This is a genomic window from Streptomyces sp. NPDC002018 (assembly GCF_042890865.1).
Lineage (GTDB): Bacteria > Actinomycetota > Actinomycetes > Streptomycetales > Streptomycetaceae > Streptomyces.
The window spans coordinates 145,689-163,344 of record NZ_JBIASO010000017.1 but is presented as its reverse complement, the minus strand read 5'-3'; the positions used below and the strand labels follow the sequence as shown (position 1 = coordinate 163,344).

The 17,656-nt window shown below is 72.1% G+C and carries 9 protein-coding genes; 5 read left to right on the top strand and 4 right to left on the bottom strand.

Annotated features, from left to right (window positions below):
- Window positions 1-29: 29 nt before the first annotated feature.
- Window positions 30-5,150, bottom strand: coding sequence for a hypothetical protein (locus ACFYYH_RS25755; protein WP_388555409.1), 5,121 nt, complete (start codon window positions 5,148-5,150; stop codon window positions 30-32).
- Window positions 5,147-6,094 carry a DUF4132 domain-containing protein gene (locus ACFYYH_RS25750; protein ID WP_388555407.1) on the bottom strand — a complete coding sequence of 316 codons (948 nt, stop codon included), beginning with the start codon at window positions 6,092-6,094 and terminating at the stop codon, window positions 5,147-5,149. The genes ACFYYH_RS25755 and ACFYYH_RS25750 overlap by 4 nt, the downstream gene beginning before the upstream one ends.
- A 152-nt stretch (window positions 6,095-6,246) precedes the next feature.
- Between ACFYYH_RS25750 and ACFYYH_RS25745 the strand changes: the two genes are divergently transcribed.
- From ACFYYH_RS25745 to ACFYYH_RS25725, 5 genes are all read left to right on the top strand, one after another.
- A complete protein-coding gene (locus tag ACFYYH_RS25745; RefSeq protein ID WP_388555404.1) occupies window positions 6,247-7,239 on the top strand; it encodes a sirohydrochlorin chelatase in 993 nt (330 codons plus the stop codon).
- Between the two features lie 169 nt (window positions 7,240-7,408).
- Complete coding sequence (locus tag ACFYYH_RS25740) at window positions 7,409-8,728, top strand: deoxyguanosinetriphosphate triphosphohydrolase (RefSeq protein WP_388555402.1); 1,320 nt, start codon at window positions 7,409-7,411, stop codon at window positions 8,726-8,728.
- A 197-nt stretch (window positions 8,729-8,925) separates the two neighbouring features.
- Window positions 8,926-10,212, top strand: coding sequence for an NAD(P)/FAD-dependent oxidoreductase (locus ACFYYH_RS25735; protein WP_388555400.1), 1,287 nt, complete (start codon window positions 8,926-8,928; stop codon window positions 10,210-10,212).
- Between the two features lie 60 nt (window positions 10,213-10,272).
- The gene (gene dnaG, locus ACFYYH_RS25730) at window positions 10,273-12,225 is read left to right on the top strand and encodes a DNA primase (RefSeq protein ID WP_388555398.1); all 1,953 of its coding nucleotides are present in this window, start codon (window positions 10,273-10,275) and stop codon (window positions 12,223-12,225) included.
- 283 nt (window positions 12,226-12,508) lie between these two features.
- On the top strand, window positions 12,509-13,621 hold the full coding sequence (locus tag ACFYYH_RS25725) for an RNA polymerase sigma factor (RefSeq protein WP_388555470.1): 1,113 nt from the start codon (window positions 12,509-12,511) through the stop codon (window positions 13,619-13,621).
- A gap of 164 nt (window positions 13,622-13,785) precedes the next feature.
- Here the strand turns inward: ACFYYH_RS25725 and ACFYYH_RS25720 are convergent, their stop codons facing one another.
- On the bottom strand, window positions 13,786-15,714 hold the full coding sequence (locus ACFYYH_RS25720; protein ID WP_388555396.1) for an ABC transporter ATP-binding protein: 1,929 nt from the start codon (window positions 15,712-15,714) through the stop codon (window positions 13,786-13,788).
- Window positions 15,714-17,447, bottom strand: a complete 1,734-nt coding sequence (locus ACFYYH_RS25715; protein ID WP_388555394.1) for an ABC transporter ATP-binding protein — start codon at window positions 17,445-17,447, stop codon at window positions 15,714-15,716. The genes ACFYYH_RS25720 and ACFYYH_RS25715 overlap by 1 nt, the downstream gene beginning before the upstream one ends.
- Window positions 17,448-17,656 lie beyond the last annotated feature (209 nt).

The window sequence follows — 17,656 nt, the reverse complement described above, 5'->3', positions numbered from 1 at the left end:
CGCCGCCCCTGTGCCTGTCGTCCCCGGTGTCATCGCCTGCCTCCTCGGCCGCTCCGGCCCTGGAACTCCTCGAAGCCCGGTGCGTCACCCTCGACGACCCGTCGCCACGCCGCTTCGAAGAGCGCGGGCACCGGCCGGTCCGGCACCACGAAACACGGCCGGTGCCAGGGCACCAGGGCCGTCTTCCAGCTCTCCGTGGGCAGGCGCGGTGTCTGCTGCTCCAGCCAGCCGCCGGGCAGGAAGAGCGTCCGTCCCGCCCGCGCCCGTTTGGCCTCCACCACCAGTTCGGTGGCGGCCAGTTCGGCGCGGGCCTTCTTCAGCCGGGCCGGCTTCCACCCCGTCCAGGCGGCCTGGTGACGGTCGGTCGGGTCGGGCAGGGCGAGCAGCATCAGATACAGCGCCGCCGCGTCCTCCGAGAGCCCGCACCGCTCCACCACCTCGCCCACCAGCTTCGGCACGCTGTGCAGCGGGTCCTGCTGGGCGCCGGGAGGGCCGTCCGCCGTGACCAGCTCCATGAACTCCTCGCCGAGCAGCGTCCGCAGGGCCTCCAGCGACGGCACCGCCCCCGCCGTCGCCGCCAGCAGTCTCAGATCCGGATGGTCGGGACCACCCCCGTCCACCCCGCCCTCGTCCGTGCCACTCCCACCCGTGCCACCGGCACCGGCACCGGCACCGGCACCGGCGGCCGGCAGCAGGGCCGAGGGCCGCACCCAGACGTCGTCCCAGTCCCGTCCGTACCGCGTCGGTGTCAGCACCAGCGCCGACGACAGCTCGATGATCTCCTTCTCGCCGGTGTCCCGCTTGGGCCCCAGACCGAAGGCCTCACGCAGCCGGGGTGACACCGGGTCGTAGGCGGAGTCCCGGCTGACCCCCAGATCGAGCAGCAGCCCCGGGTCGGCCAGCCGCTCCCGCAGCATCCGCACCGTCACGGGCAGGACCGCCCGCAGCGGGTCGCCGTACGGCAGCCGGTACGCGAGCCAGCGCACCACGTCGACCATGGAGTTGAGCGAGGACCCCGTCAGCACCAGCCGCGGATCCACCGGCTCCAGCGCACCGTCGACCATGCGCTGCTCGGTACGGCTCGTGAGCTGCGGCTGCCACTCCGGATTGAGCACATCGTTCACGACGGTGCCGCCGCCGATCTCGGCCACCATCGGACGGATGAGCGAGGCCGGGGTGGGCCGTCGCCTGCCACGCGCCGCCGTCCAGGCGCTCACCAGCGGCTCCATCGCGAAGCCCGTGGTCCACAGATCCGCGACCCGCTCCGGCTCACCGGGCAGCAGCAGGGCGGTGAACGCTTTCCGCTCCCCGATGCTCAGCGTGGTCAGGGTGGAGACCGCCACCTGCGCCTCGGCCTTCTTCGCGCCCAGCGGCTCCAGATACTCCGGCGACACCGTCTCCTGGCTCCCGTAACCGCTCGGCCCCAGGGAGCCGAGATGGAACAGGGCGGCCGCCGCGGGGATGATCCCGACCCGGTCCGCGAAGTCCGCCGCCCGCTCCGGGCGGTACGGCAGCGGCCCGCGCTCCCGCACCAGCTCCACCAGCCGCCGTACCGCCGGCGCCCTGACCGGGTCGTCCGCCGCGCCCAGCACCTCGGACTCGACGACCGTGCAGCCGTCCCAGCCGCCGAAGGCCCCGGCCGGGTCGTACTCGACGCAGTGCCAGTACGCCTCCTTCTCCTCCTCCCGCAACTGGCCGAGGACCAGCAACCGCCGCTCCCCGGCGTGCCGCACCTCTCCGGTGCGCTTGGTCTCGGAGCCCCCGGGGATCCGCAGCTCCACCGTCCGCAGCCGCCCGCGCGGGTCGATCAGGAGCGCGTCACCGCCGGCCTCCACGGTCAGTGCCGCGTCGAGGAACTCCAGGAGCGCGGACCGGTGTTCGCCGGAGGTGGCGGGGGAAGCGGCACGCAGCGCGAGGGCCGCCATCCCGGTGCCGCACAGGTTCACCCATCCCTTGCCGGCGTTCCTGACGGCCAGGCGCTCCGGGACCGCGTCCCGCGCCAGCAGCCGGGGGAGCAGCCGGACCTGTTCCAGGATCGTGGCGCTGCCCTTCGGCACCCGCTGGTAGTAGTACCGGTAGGTCGGACGTGCGAAGCCGTGGTAGGCGTGTCCCAGGATCTCGTCGTGGGCGTGGGTGACCTCGGTCCCCCGAGGGGTGTCGTCCCGCCGTCCCGGTGCGGCCCGCTCGGCGAGCGTGCCGATCCGCCTGCTGTGGCCGGCCGCCTCGGACACCAGTCCGGCCACGCCTGCCACCAGGGCGGGGTGGGTGATCTCCGGCAGGATCCGGCGCACGGCCGCGGCCGCCTTCGTCCCCCCGGCGACGGCCGCCAGCAGCTCCCGCGCGTGCGTCTCGGTCACCGCGCGCAGCGCGTCGGAGCCCCGCTCGTCCCGTGGCCGCAGCGCGTGCCAGTGGCCCAGCGGTGCCACGAGCGGGGTGCCCGCCGCGTACACGCCTCCGCGAGCGCCTTCCTCCACCTGGGCGAGAAGGACGCCCTCGGTGTCGTACAGCGAGACCGAGGCCGAGAAGCCGGAGGTCTCCCGGGGATGCAGCACGGCCCCGCCCGGCAGCCGCATCGGCGGTACGGGAATGCCGTGGCTGACGTGCTCGACGCGCGCGCCCGGCGGCATCGGCACGGCGGGGCTGCGGCTGCCGTCCACCGAACACGCCGTGAGCGTCCGCCTCTCGGGGTCGTACGTCACCCACCAGCCGAGCAGACCGTCCTTCGTGCCGAACGGCGAGGACTCCAGTCCGGGCCGTACGGGAAGGAGCCGGCAGGCCCGCTCCAGCAGCCGTACGCCGCCCTCCGCCAGCGCCGAGTCGAAGAAGGCGGGCACCGACACCCGGCCCCTGCGGGCCGAGCCCGGGTCGTACTCCCACCACCGGCTCTCGTGCAGCACCCAGACGGAGATACCGTCGGAGGCGACCTTGCGGCGCTCCTCGGCGAACGAGGTGTCCCCCGCGTACACGGGCCGGCCGCCGTAGCAGCGCCCGCCGTCGGGGAGTTCGAGCGAGGGGATCTGGGAGTCGGTCCAGTGGTCGTGCAGCGCGCCCGTGGGGGTGAACACCTCGGAGGGACGGCCCGACCACAGGGCCCGCCGGTCGTCCCCCTGCCCGTTGGCGATCAGCCACTGGCCGCCGGCATAGCGGACCGTGGTCGTGTCCCAGGTCTGGACCGACTTCGTGGGCAGGGGCAGGACGCGCCGGTCCAGCACGGCCGTCGGCCCGACCGCCGCGACCTGGGTGCCGACCCGGACCAGCAGGGCCGGCCAGGCGTCCCTGACCCGGTACCACCTGTCGCTCCGGTAGCCGTAACGCTGACCCGACGCCTTCGGGTCGACCTTTCCGAGCCCCGGCAGCGCCTCCTCCAGGGCGGGCCAGCCCAGCTCGTCGAGGATGCCCGCCCGCAGCGTCCGCGCCAGGGCGGGAGCGGGGGAGAACGCCGTGATACGGCCCACCGCCTCGGGCGCGGTGGCCAGCACGGACGGCGAGGAGAAGCGGGCCAGCCGGGTCAGCAGGCCGTCCAGTTCGGGCAGTCCGAGGGGCCGCGCCAGATCGTCGGCCCGGTCGCCCAGCCAGTCCACCAGCGCGGTGCGCAGCGCCGGATGACCGGTGATCCGGCCGAGCCGCTCCGCGCCGTCGCTCTGCTCGGCCAGCCGCTCCACGCCTTTGCGGACCAGCGGGCCGAACCGTGGGTCGGAGGTCAGCGCCTCAAGATCCCTGCGCCCCTCCCGCCCGTCGCCGAGCCAGTCGTCCAGATTCAGCCCTCCGGCGTTCTCCGGAGGACCGGTGACCGGCACGCCCCACGCCAGACAGGCGTCGAGCAGATCCAGGTCGGCCTCGACGCGCCGGCCGTGGGCGCTGAGCAGCCTCACCGGTGTGCCGTCCGCCACCAGCCGCTCCACCAGCCGTTCCACCAGGGACACTTCGGCGGAGAGCCGCTTGGAGGTGCGCCAGCCGCGTTGGCGGTGCCTGGCCCACGCGGACAGCCACTCGGCGGCCGGGACCGTGCCGTCCACCAGCAGTTCGACGGCCCCGCACTGCTCCAGCAGGGCCAGCCAGGAGGCGTCGAACTCCTCATGGCTGTCACCACCCGTGGCCGGAAGCAGCGCCAGCAGCCGCTCCCGCACCGCGCGGTCCTGCGCCGCGACCGCCCGCAGGGCGGGCAGCGCCGACTTCCAGAAGCTCGCCGCCGCGCGGTTCATCGGGCCGGTGTGGATGATCTCCGCGAGCAGCGCCCGCTCCTCGGCCGCCGCGTCCAGCCCCGCGCCCTTCGCGAGGCGCCGCAGATCCTCCAGCATGCCCGCGTACGGGGGGAGTCCGGCCGCGCACCGCTCCAGCGAGACCGCCTTGAACTGTCCGTACGCCTCGGCGGACGACAGCCGGTCCGTCAGCCCCTTGGCGTGCTCGCGCAGGGCCTTGCCGGTGAGCGCGCCGGCCCCGGCGAACTCCAGGAAGACCTCCCGCAGCCGCTCCTCGTCCACCGCCAGCGCGTGCCGCTGCTCGGCCGCCCGCGCCTTGCCGAAGAACACGGACGCGTGCTGACGGGACTCGACCGCCAGGAAGAGCCGTGCCACCTGTTCGTAGTAGGTGGGCAGGAAGTGCGGTACGGAACGGTCCAGCCGCTCGCCGATCTCGTCGAACCCCTCTTTCGCCAGCCCCGGTTTGGTGGCGACGAGCCGGGTGAGCCGCTCCATCTCCTTGACCACGGCGAGCGCGTGATGGCCGTTGGCCGGGTCGTGCACGAGCGCCCAGGCGGGGAAGCCGAGCGACTGCCCCTTGACCCGGCCGACCTCGACGGCCTCGGCCGCGCCGAACCCCAGATACTCCAGGGCGAGATCCTCCGCCGCGCCGATCGCCCCGGGCACCAGCCGGACCACCGCGCGATCGTCCAGCGCGGGATGTCCGTACGCGCGTGCCGTCAGCGTGTCGCCCTCGGCGCCACCGAGCGGCAGCACCGCCCCGGCCTCCAGCAGCTCCTTCTCCCGCGCCCGGCCGTCCTGTGTCTGTCCGTCCCGCGTCTTCCGGTCCTGTGCCAGACCGTCATGCGCCTGGCCGTCACGTTTCTGACCGTCACGTGCCAGACCGTCATGCGCCTGGCCGTCATGTGCCTTTGTGTCCGGCAGCGTTCCGCCCGCCAGTCGCCCGTTCACAGCGCCCCCTCCTCGTCGTTCTCGACCACGCGGCCCGCGTACACCAGCGCGGCCATCCGCTCACCCTCCGACCAGGCGACCGGTCCCACCTCGGCGGTCGGCAGCCGCCGCCCGGCCGGGTCACGCCACTCCAGCGAACCGGTCAGCGTCTCCCCGTCCGGATAGTCGTCCCCCACCCAGTACGCCGCTTCCAGCTGCCGGCCGTTCTCCACCAGCGGGCACACGGCATAGCCGCCGCGCACCCGGTAACCGAGCGAGACCGCGCGGGTCGTGGCGTGCCGGAGCTGGGCGAACTTCCCATGGGCGTACGCACGCCACTCCTGCGCGGTCGCGCTCCCCCCGGCCTTCCCGGCCTCGCCGCCCTTCCCGGCTTCCCCGGCCTTTCCGGCCTCCCCGACCGGGTCCGGCCGCCGCCAGACCTCACGGAAGAGCTGCTCGGCCCCCTGCTCCACCCCCAGCTCGGCGGCGAACTCCCGCAGCTCCGCCAGATCTTCGAGCAGCACCGGGTGCGGAATCAGCACCGTGCCCACCTCGGCCGGATCCAGCCGCACCGAGTCGCCGTCCAGATCCACGATCCCCAGCCCCCGCACTGGATCCGCGTCCCGCAGGAACCCGGCGCGTGCGCTGTCGGCCGAACCGTCGGCGGCCACCGGCGCCACCACCAGATCCCGCAGCACCGACTGCCAGGCGGGATCCGGCCACACCCGCGCCAGCAGCGCCACCGGAACCGGCAGCGAACGCACCAGCCAGGTGTCCACCTGCTCCCGGCACTCCCGCGCGTGCCGTTCGAGCCACTCCGCCAACTGCCGCAGCCGGACCACCTCGGCGTCGTCCCTGAGCTTCGACGGCACCTGTTTCAGCGTGCGGCCCGCGGCGTTGCGGCACAGCACCCGTGTGCCGTCCAGCGCGACGGCATACCCGCCCGACGTTTCGATCCAGCCCATGGCAGGACCCCTCCCCGACCTTCCGGTTCCGAACGGGCCTCACAGTAGGAGAAGGGTCTGACAACGCCCCCGCGCCGCCTGTGAGGTGGTGGAAAACCCGTGTCACCCCCGGTGCAACGGCCCGGCAACCGGACCCCGGCAGGATCGGGCGCATGACGGACTCGCCCTACCCGGACCCTGAACACCGGGAGTACCGGGAATACCGGGAGTACCGGGAGTACCGGGAGGACCGGGAGGACCGGGAATACCGGAAGTACGACGACGGGCCACCGCCCGCCGGTCCCAGCCTCGTCGTCGTCGCCCACGGCAGCCGTGATCCGCGTAGCCTGGCCACGATCAGGACGCTCCTCGACCGGGTCCGCGAGCTGCGCCCCGGCGTGGACGTACGGCTCGGCCACATCGAGATCGACGAGCCCCTCCTCTCCGACACCCTCGCCGGCCTCGGCACCGGCCGTGCCGTCCTGGTGCCGCTGCTGCTGAGCCGAGGTGTCCACATCAAACGGGACCTCCCGGCCGCCGCCGCGTCCGCGCCCCGGCTCGACGTCCGGATCGCCGCCCCGCTCGGTCCGCATCCGCTGCTGGTCGAGACGTTGTACGCGCGTCTCGTCGAGGCGGGCTGGCGTATGGACGACAGCGAACACGCCAACGAGCCCGACGGCGAACACGCCAATGAGCGCGACCGCGCCCCCTCCGCCACCGGCACGCGCGCCGCCACCGGCCACGGGACCCGCACGAGGCGAGGCGCCGCCGGCGTCGTCCTGGCCGCCGCCGGATCGCGCGACCCGCAGTCCGCCGCCGACACCCGGCGCACCGCGGACCTGCTCAGCGAGCGCCTCGGGGGTGTGCCGGTCGTCCCGGCCTACGCGTCCGCCGCGTCGCCCACCGTCCCCGAGGCCCTCCGCGCCCTCGCCGCCCGGGGCCACCACCGGACCGCGGTCGCCTCGTACTTCACCGCGCCCGGACACTTCGCGGCCCGCAGCGCCGCCGCCGCGCCCTGGATCGCCGCGGAGCCGCTCGGCGCGCACCCGGCGATGGCCCGGCTGCTGCTCCACCGCTACGACCAGGCGCTCACCGCCCCGCACGGGACCACCCACCGCCGGCTCACCCTTCTCCAGGCCTCGTGTCTCCAGGCCTCGTGTCTCTAGGCCTCGTGGCGCTTCCGGGCCTCCCGCGCGCCTGTGCGTAACGGGCCCCGGGACATCGCCCGGCTGTCCGCTGTCCGCTGAGGCTTACCTCCGCTGTCCGCTGTCCGCTGTCTGCTGTCCGCCATCCCCAGACCCCCGTACGCCCCCCGCTTCCGGTTACCTTCGGTGCATGGCAGGCACCACTGGCACCACCCCTCCGCACATCGCCACACCCACGGGCGGCTACGACCACAGGTCCACCGAGCGCTGGGCCCCCGAGCCCGACAAACGTCCCGGCCGCACCGCGTTCCAGCGCGACCGCGCGCGCGTGCTGCACTCCGCCGCGCTGCGCCGGCTGGCGGGCAAGACCCAGGTGGTGACCCCCGGATCACAGGGCCGGGAGTGGGACGCCAGTCCCCGTACCCGGCTGACCCACTCCCTGGAGTGCGCCCAGGTGGGCCGGGAACTGGGCGCCGCGCTCGGCTGCGACCCCGACCTCGTCGAGGCGGCCTGTCTCGCCCATGACATGGGCCATCCGCCCTTCGGCCACAACGGCGAGCAGGCGCTCAACGACTTCGCCGCGGACTGCGGCGGCTTCGAGGGCAACGCGCAGTCGCTCCGGCTGCTCACCCGTATCGAGCCCAAGCGATTCGTCCGGTTCGAGGAGACGGGCGATCCGGTCAGCGTCGGGCTCAATCTCACCCGTGCCACCCTGGACGCCGCCACCAAATACCCCTGGCCGCGCGGCGCCCATCCCACCCGGCCCGACTCGGTGAAGTTCGGGGTGTACGAGGACGACCTGCCCGTCTTCCGCTGGGCCCGCGAGGGCGCGCCCAAGGACCGTGTCTCCTTCGAGGCGCAGGTCATGGACTGGTCCGACGACGTGGCGTACTCGGTCCACGATGTCGAGGACGGTCTGCACGCCGGCCATGTCGACCCCGCCGCGCTCACCTCCCCGACCGAACGGCGCGAGATCTGGACGGTGGCGATCGGCCGCTATGTGCCGTGGGACACCGATCCGGGGGAGCTGTCCGCCGCGCTCGACCGGCTCATGGCGCAGGAGTGGTGGCCGCGCGGCTACGACGGTTCCGCCGTCGCGCAGTCCCGCCTCAAGGACGCCACCAGCCAGCTCATCGGCCGGTTCTGTCTGGCCGCCGAGACCGCGACCCGCCAGGCGTACGGTACGGGCCCGCTCACCCGGTACGCCGCCGAGCTGGTCGTCCCGCGCGCCGCCCGGCTGGAGTGCGCGGTCCTCAAGGCCGTCGCCGACCGCTATGTCATGCAGCGGACCGAACAGGAGATGCTCCGCGCCGACCAGCGGATCGTGCTGGCCGAGCTGGCCGAGGCGCTCACGGCCCGCGCGCCGGAGGGGCTGGACCCGCAGTTCCGCGCGCTGTTCGACTCGGCCGCCGACGACCGGGCGCGCAAGCGCGTCCTGGTCGACCAGATCGCGTCCCTCACCGACGCGGCGGCCCGCTCCCTGCACACGGGGCTGACCGCCCGTTCCTGAGCGCCGCCCGCCCGGCCCGGGTGACGCTCGCGGATCAGCGACATGCGCCTCCTCATGCCTCACCGCTCCCGGCCCGCGCCTGTACGAAAGTAGCCAGATCACATCAGTGATACACACCCGTGGAGCGCTCCCTCTTTCGCCATCACGCTCCGTGCGGGACGCTCGCAGATGGCGGCAGCGCGAAGAGGAGGCATCAAGTGGTCGACGCACATCAGACTTTTGTCATCGTCGGCGGTGGGCTGGCCGGGGCGAAAGCCGCGGAAACCCTTCGTTCGGAGGGTTTCACCGGCCGGGTGATCCTCATCGGTGACGAGCGCGACCACCCGTATGAACGTCCGCCCCTCTCCAAGGGCTATCTGACCGGCAAGGACCAGCGGAACAGCGTCTTCGTGCACGAGCCCGCCTGGTACGCCCAGGCCGAGGTCGAACTGCATCTCGGCCAGACCGTCACCTCCGTCGACCGGGAACTGCGCTCCGTGCATCTCGGCGACGGCACCTCCGTCCGGTACGACAAGCTGCTGCTGGCCACCGGTGCCGAACCGCGCCGCCTCGACATCCCCGGCACCGGGCTGGCCGGGGTCCACCATCTGCGCCGGCTCGCCCACGCCGACCGGCTGCGCCAGACGCTGGCCGCCCTCGGCCGTGACAACGGTCATCTCGTGATCGCGGGCGCGGGCTGGATCGGTCTGGAGGTCGCCTCCGCCGCCCGTGGCTACGGCGCCGAGGTCACCGTCGTCGAGTCCGCGCCGACCCCGCTCCACCATGTCATCGGCCCCGAGCTGGGCCAGCTCTTCACCGAACTGCACCAGGAGCACGGCGTACGGTTCCACTTCGGCGTCCGGCTGACCGAGATCACCGGCCAGGACGGGATGGTCCTGTCGGCCCTTACGGACGACGGCGAGGAGCATCCGGCCCACGATGTGCTCGCCGCGATCGGCGCCGCCCCGCGCACCGCGCTCGCCGAGGCCGCGGGCCTCGCTCTCGCCGACCGGGCCCAGGGCGGCGGCATCGTCGTGGACGCCGCGCTGCGCACCTCCGACCCGGACATCTACGCGGCCGGCGATGTGGCGGCCTTCCCGCTCACGGGCCTGGGCGCGGGGCTGTCCGGCGCCCGGGTACGGGTGGAGCACTGGGCCAACGCCCTCAACGGAGGCCCGGCCGCCGCCCGCGCCATGCTCGGCCAGGACGTCACGTACGACCGCGTTCCCTACTTCTTCTCCGACCAGTACGACCTGGGCCTGGAGTACTCGGGATGGGCACCGCCGGGCTCCTACGACCAGGTGGTCGTACGCGGCGACGCCGGAAAGAGGGAGTTCGTCGCCTTCTGGCTGAAGGACCGCACGGTGCTCGCCGGGATGAACGTCAACGTGTGGGACGTCACCGAGGACATCCAGCGGCTGATCCGCTCCGGTGCGCCGCAGGACCCCGAGGCGCTCGCCGACCCGAGCGTCCCGCTCGCCTCCCTCGGCGGCCACCCCGCCTGACGACCGGACCGGGCCCAGGTGTGTCCCTGCCGTGTCCCCGCGCCCCCGTAGTATTCACGCGTGGCAGGCAGGATCAACGATGACGACGTGAAGGCGGTGCGGGACGCCGTCCCGATCGACGCCGTCGTGTCCGAGTACCTCCAGCTGCGCAGCGCGGGCGGCGGCAATCTGAAGGGGCTCTGCCCCTTCCACGACGAGAAGTCCCCCTCCTTCCAGGTCAGTCCGAGCAAGGGTCTCTTCCACTGCTTCGGCTGCCAGGAGGGCGGGGACACCATCGCCTTCGTGATGAAGATCGACCATCTCTCCTTCTCCGAGACGGTCGAGCGGCTCGCCGCCCAGGCGGGCATCACCCTCCGGTACGAGGAGGGCGGCTACAACCCGGCGAGCCAGCGCGGCGAGCGTACGCGGCTGGTCGAGGCGCACCGGATCGCCGCCCGGTTCTACGCCGAGCAGCTCGGGAGCGCCGAGGCCGAGACCGGCCGCGCGTTCCTCGCGGAGCGCGGTTTCGACCAGGCGGCCGCCGAGCACTTCGGTGTCGGCTACAGCCCGGTCGGCTGGGACCATCTCACCCGCTATCTGCGCGGCCAGGGCTTCACCGACAAGGAACTGCTGCTCTCCGGGCTCTCCCAGGACGGCCGCCGCGGCCCGATCGACCGGTTCCGCGGCCGGCTGATGTGGCCCATCCGTGACATCTCGGGCGAAGTGGTCGGTTTCGGCGCGCGCAAGCTGCGCGAGGACGACAACGGTCCGAAGTATCTGAACACCCCCGAGACCGCGATCTACAAGAAGTCCCAGGTCCTCTACGGCGTCGACCTGGCCAAGAAGGACATCGCCAAGTCCAGCAGGGCCGTGGTGGTCGAGGGCTACACCGATGTGATGGCCTGCCATCTCGCCGGGGTGACCACCGCCATCGCCACCTGCGGCACGGCCTTCGGCGGCGACCACATCAAGATCCTCCGGCGGCTGCTGATGGACAACGGCAGCGCCCGGGTGATCTTCACCTTCGACGGGGACGCGGCCGGCCAGAAGGCCGCGCTGCGCGCCTTCGAGGACGACCAGAAGTTCGCCGCGGAGACCTATATCGCCATCGCCCCGGACAATATGGACCCGTGCGAACTGCGGCTGGCCAAGGGGGACGAGGCCGTACAGGACCTGGTCGAACCGCGCACACCGCTCTTCGAGTTCGCGATCCGCCAGATCGTCTCGCGCTACGACCTGGAGACCCCGGCGGGCCGCGCGGCGGCGCTCGACGAGGCCGCGCCGATCGTGGCCCGGATCAAGAACGGCGCCTCGCAGCACGAGGTCGCGGTCCAGCTCGCGGGCATCCTCGGCATCCTCGACACCCAGTTCGTGGTCAAGCGCGTCGCGCAGGTGGCGCGCTGGGCGCGCGACCGCGGCGGCCGGGGTCCGGCGCCGGCGCCCGGCTCCCGCGCGGGCGGCCGCCCGTACGAGAACCAGGAGTACGAGGGCGGGGAGCGCGAGGGAAGACCACGTCAGGGCGCGGGCGGCGGCGGCCCCTCGGGCCCCGCGCTCCATCTCCGCAGTCCCGCCCACCGCACCGAGCGCGAGCTGCTGAAGCTCGCCCTCCAGCGCCCCGAACTGGTCTCCCCGGCCTTCGACGCCTACGGGGAGGACGAGTTCACCGCGCCTCCCTACGCCGCCGTACGCCGTGCCATAGCGGAGGCGGGCGGCGCCGAGCAGGGACTGCGCTCCGCCCCGGAGTATCTGGCCCGGGTCCGTGAGGCCGCGCCGAACGACTCGGTGCGCGCCATGGTCACCGAGCTGGCGGTCGAGGTGTTCCACGGCAAGACGATCGACGAGACCTACGCGGGGGAGCAGCTCGTCCAGGTCCGGCTGCGCGCCGTGGACCGCCGCGTCCGGGATGTCACCGGCACCCTGACCCGGCTCGGCACCCACGCCGAGCCCGACCATCTCGCCGCCGTGCAGAACGAGCTGTGGGTGCTCCAGCAGTACGGCCAGTCCCTGCGCAACCGCGGCGCCGACGCGCTGTAGGACCCCGGCCGCCCCCCTGGGTAACGGCACGGTTACGTACGGGCCGCAGAAAGTCGCCGCACGCCCCTCGTGACAGTCATGTGTCGTACCCCACACTGGGTTGTGGTGCCTGAGTTCTACCGGAGCGCGGCCGCCTGCCGACGGTGGGCGCCCCACCCCCCGCGGATCCGCTCATCGTGTACGGGACGGAGCACGGCCCGGCCGCCTCCGTCCCGCTGCCGTACGCCCCCCGAACCGGCAGCGATCACCCTGGAGGTCGCCCCCCGTGCAGACCCGGACCCCGATGCCGACCCTGACCGCGCCCCCGAACCTGCCGCCCGGCGAGTTCGCGGCGGCGATCCCGTCCCAGAGCCGTGCCGCCCACCACCCGGAGACGGCGGCAGCCGCGCCCGACCTGGCTCTTGAGCCCCTGATCGAGTACCCCGTGGAGGTGCCCTCCGTGCCCGAGCCCCCGGCACGGCGGGGCAGCCGTGCCGACGCGGGCGGGCCCTCCTCCGATCTCTTCCGCCAGTATCTGCGGGAGATCGGCCGTGTCCCGCTGCTCACCGCCGTCGAGGAGGTGGATCTCGCCCGCCGGGTCGAGGCCGGTCTCTTCGCGGAGGAGAAGCTGAGCGGCGCGTCCGATCTGGACTCCCGGCTCGCGCTGGACCTCGACCGGCTGGTCGTGCTCGGCAGAATGGCCAAACGGCGGCTGATCGAGGCGAATCTGCGGCTCGTCGTCTCGGTGGCCAAGCGCTATGTCGGCCGCGGCCTGACCATGCTCGATCTCGTCCAGGAGGGAAACCTGGGCCTGATCAGGGCGGTCGAGAAGTTCGACTACGCCCGCGGCTACAAGTTCTCCACCTACGCGACCTGGTGGATCCGGCAGGCGATGTCCCGGGCGCTGGCCGACCAGGCCCGGACGATCCGGGTCCCGGTCCATGTGGTCGAGCTGATCAACCGGGTCGTACGGGTGCAGCGCAGAATGCTCCAGGAGCGCGGCTACGAGCCGACGCACGAAGAGGTGGCGCGGCAGCTCGATCTGACCGCCGAGCGGGTCGGTGAAGTGCTGCGGCTCGCCCAGGAACCGGTCTCCCTGCACGCCCCGGTGGGCGAGGAGGACGATGTCGCGCTCGGTGATCTGATAGAGGACGGCGACGCCGCGTCACCGGTCGAGTCCGCGGCCTTCCTGCTGCTGCGTGAGCATCTGGAGGCCGTGCTCTCCACCCTCGGTGAACGCGAACGCAAGGTGGTCCAACTGCGGTACGGACTGGTCGACGGCCGGCCCCGCACCCTGGAGGAGATCGGCAGGATCTTCGGGGTGACGCGTGAGCGCATACGCCAGATCGAGTCCAAGACGCTCGGCAAACTCCGCGACCACGCCTTCGCCGACCAGCTCAGGGGCTATCTCGACTGAGACAGGGCCGTGTCCGACCGCCCGAAGGCGGTACCGCTTCCCCGCGGTACCGCCCCAGGACGATACGGACACGGCCCCGAGCACCAGGACGGCCCCGAGCACCCGCGGTCCGGACGCCGCCGGGCGCCCGGACGGTCCCGAACGCCCCGGCCGCACCTGCCGGTTCAGTCGACCTCGACGACCGCCTGCGCGAACTGGGCCGCGTACAGCCGCGCGTACGCGCCCTCCGCCGCCAGCAGCTCGTCGTGCGTGCCCTGTTCGACGATCGCGCCGTTCTCCATCACCAGGATCACGTCGGCGTCCCGGATCGTGGAGAGCCGGTGCGCGATCACAAAGCTCGTACGGCCGTGGGCCAGCCGCGCCATCGCCTTCTGGATCAGCACCTCGGTACGGGTGTCGACCGAACTGGTCGCCTCGTCGAGCACCAGGATCACCGGGTCGGACAGGAACGCCCGCGCGATGGTGATCAGTTGCTTCTCCCCGGCGCTGACCCCCGAGCCCTCGTCGTCGATCACGGTGTCGTAGCCGTCGGGAAGCGTCCGGACGAAACGGTCGGCGTGGGCCGCCCGCGCCGCCTCCTCGATCTCCTCCCGGGTGACCTCGCGCGAGGCGCCGTACGCGATGTTCTCCGCGATCGTGCCGCCGAAGAGCCAGGTGTCCTGGAGGACCATGCCTATCCCGGAGCGCAGTTCCGCACGGGAGATCCGGGAGATGTCCATGCCGTCCAGGGTGATCCGGCCGCCGGTCACCTCGTAGAACCGCATCAGCAGATTGACCAGCGTGGTCTTGCCCGCGCCGGTCGGACCGACGATCGCGACCGTCTGTCCCGGCTCCACCGAGAGCGACAGATCGTCGATCAGCGGCTTCTCCGGCTCGTAGCGGAACGAGAGACGCTCGATCTCCACCCGTCCCCGGGGCTGACGCAGCCGCTCCACGGCCGGGGCGTCGGCCTCCTGCTCCACCGCGTCCAGCAGCTCGAAGATCCGCTCGGCCGACGCGACGCCCGACTGGAGCAGATTGGCCATCGACGCGACCTGCGTCAACGGCATCGAGAACTGCCGCGAGTACTGGATGAACGCCTGCACATCGCCGATCGACAGCGTGCCCGTGGCCACCCGCAGCCCGCCGACGACCGCGATCAGCACATAGTTGATGTTGGAAACGAAGAGCATCAGCGGCTGCATGATGCCGCTGTTGAACTGCGCCTTGAAGCCCGCCTCGTAGAGCTGGTCGTTCTGCTCGCGGAACAGCTCGGCCGACTCGTTGTGCCGCCCGAAGACCTTCACCAGCGAGTGCCCGGTGTACATCTCCTCTATATGGGCGTTCAGCGTGCCGGTGACCTTCCACTGCTGGACGAACTGCGGCTGCGACCTCTTGCCGACCTTCGCCGCCACGAACACCGACAGCGGTACGGTCACCAGCGCGACCAGCGCCAGCAGGGGCGAGATCCAGAACATCATCCCCAGCACGCCGACGATCGTCAGCAGCGAGTTGATGAGCTGTCCCATCGACTGCTGCAAGGTCTGCGAGATGTTGTCGACGTCGTTCGTGGCCCGGCTGAGCACCTCGCCGCGCGGCTGCTGGTCGAAGTACGACAGCGGCAGCCGCGACAGCTTCGCCTGCACCTCCTCGCGCATCCGGTACACCGTGTTGTTGATGACCCGGATGGAGAGCCGGGTGGAGACCAGCATCAGCAGCCCGGCGGCCACATAGATCACCAGCACCACCAGCAGCACTTCACCGACCGCGCCGAAGTCGATGCCGTGGCCCGGGGTGAAGTCCACCCCGGAGAGCAGATCGGCGAGCCCGTCGTCCCCCTTGGCCCGCAGCCCCTCGACGGTCTGCGCCTTGGAGGCACCCTCCGGGGTCTGCCGGCCGATGACCCCGGCGAAGATCAGGTCCGTGGCCTGTCCGAGGATCTTCGGCCCCACCACCGACAGCGCCACGCTCAGCACCCCGGCCGCGAGCATCCACCCCAGGGTGATCCGCTCCACGGCGAGCAGCCGCAGCAGCCGCTTGCCCGACTCCTTGAAGTCCGTGGACCGCTGGGCCGGTCCCGCCGCCATCATCATGCGTCCGCCAGGACCGCTCATCAGGCAGCCTCCGCCTCGGTAAGCTGGGAGAGAACGATCTCCCGGTATGTCTCGTTCTCCGCCATCAGCTCGTGGTGGCGGCCCTCCCCGACGATCCGGCCCTCGTCCAGGACCACGATCCGGTCGGCGTCACGGATCGTGGAGACCCGCTGGGCGACGATCACGACGGTCGCCTCCGCGGTCTCGCGCGCCAGCGCCGCGCGCAGCGCCGCGTCCGTGGCGTAGTCCAGCGCCGAGAACGAGTCGTCGAAGAGATAGATCTCCGGCCGCTGCACCAGGGTGCGCGCGATCGCGAGCCGCTGCCGCTGCCCGCCGGAGACATTCGTACCGCCCTGGGCGACGGCCGCGTTCAGCCCGCCCTCCAGACCGGCGACGAACTGCCTGGCCTGGGCGACCTCCAGCGCGTGCCACAACTCCTCGTCGGTCGCGTCGGGATTGCCGTAGCGCAGATTCGTCGCGACCGTCCCGGAGAAGAGATACGGCTTCTGCGGGACGAGGCTCACCGCCTTCGCCAGCAGCTCCGGTTCGAGCCGCCGTACGTCCTCACCGTCGACGAGCACCTCCCCGCCCGTCGCGTCGAACAGCCGGGGTACGAGCCCGAGCAGCGTCGACTTGCCGCTGCCCGTGGAGCCGATGACCGCGGTGGTCTCGCCGGGCCTGGCGACCAGGGACACATCCCGCAGTACGGGCTCCTCGGCCCCGGGGAAGCGGAACTCGGCGCCCCGGATCTCCAGATGCCCGTGCCGGCGCAGCTCCGTCACGGGGTTCTGCGGCGGTACGACACTCGACCTGGTGTCCAGCACCTCTTCGATGCGCTCGGCGCACACCTCGGCGCGCGGGACCATCATGAACATGAAGGTGGCCATCATCACGGCCATCACGATCTGCATCAGATACGCGAGGAACGCGGTCAGCGCGCCGATCTCCATCCCGCCGCTGTCGATGCGGTGCGCGCCGAACCAGACGACGGCGATCGACGACAGGTTCACGACCGTCATCACGGTCGGGAACATCAGCGCCATCAGCCGGCCGGTGGACAGCGCGACATCGGTCAGCTCGGTGTTGGCCTCCCGGAAGCGGCCCTTCTCGTACTCGTCGCGGACGAAGGCCCTGATGACACGGTTGCCGGTGATCTGCTCGCGCAGCACCCGGTTCACGGTGTCGAGGCGGGTCTGCATGGTGCGGAAGAGCGGCCGCATCTTCTTGACGATGAGACTGACGGAGATTCCGAGCAGCGGCACGACCGCGAGGAGCACGCCGGAGAGCGGGATGTCCTGGCCGAGCGCCATGATGATGCCGCCGACGCACATGATGGGCGCGGACACCATCAGCGTGAACGACATCAGGACCAGCATCTGCACCTGCTGGACGTCATTGGTGGTGCGGGTGATCAGCGAGGGGGCTCCGAAGTGACCCACCTCACGCGCGGAGAAACTCTGCACCCGCTCGAAGATGGCGGCCCGCACGTCCCGGCCGAGGGCCGAGGCGGTCCGCGCGCCGTAGTAGACGGCGCCCATGTTGCAGATCACCTGGATCACACTGACGGCGATCATGATGCCGCCGAACTCCAGGATGTAGCCCGAATCCCCCTTCACCACACCGTTGTCGATGATGTCGGCGTTGAGGGTGGGCAGATAGAGGGAGGCGCAGGTCTGGAGGAGCTGGAGCGCCACCAGCAGGGCTATTGGTCTCTTGTACGGGGCGAGATGGGCTCGCAGAAGTCGTAGCAGCACGCGGGGTCTCTCGGGCTCGGCGGCGGGACGGGGTCCGCAAGAAGATCGGGGGGTCAGACCCCATCTTGGGGCACGCCCCCCACGGATCCCCACGGGTTTATGTCCAAGGACCGGTCAAGAACGGCCCCTCGCCGAGACCCCCGCCGAGGCCGCACAGGGTCCGTCCCGGGCCGTCGCGGAAGGCCCGGTCCCGGGGGCGACGGGCGGGG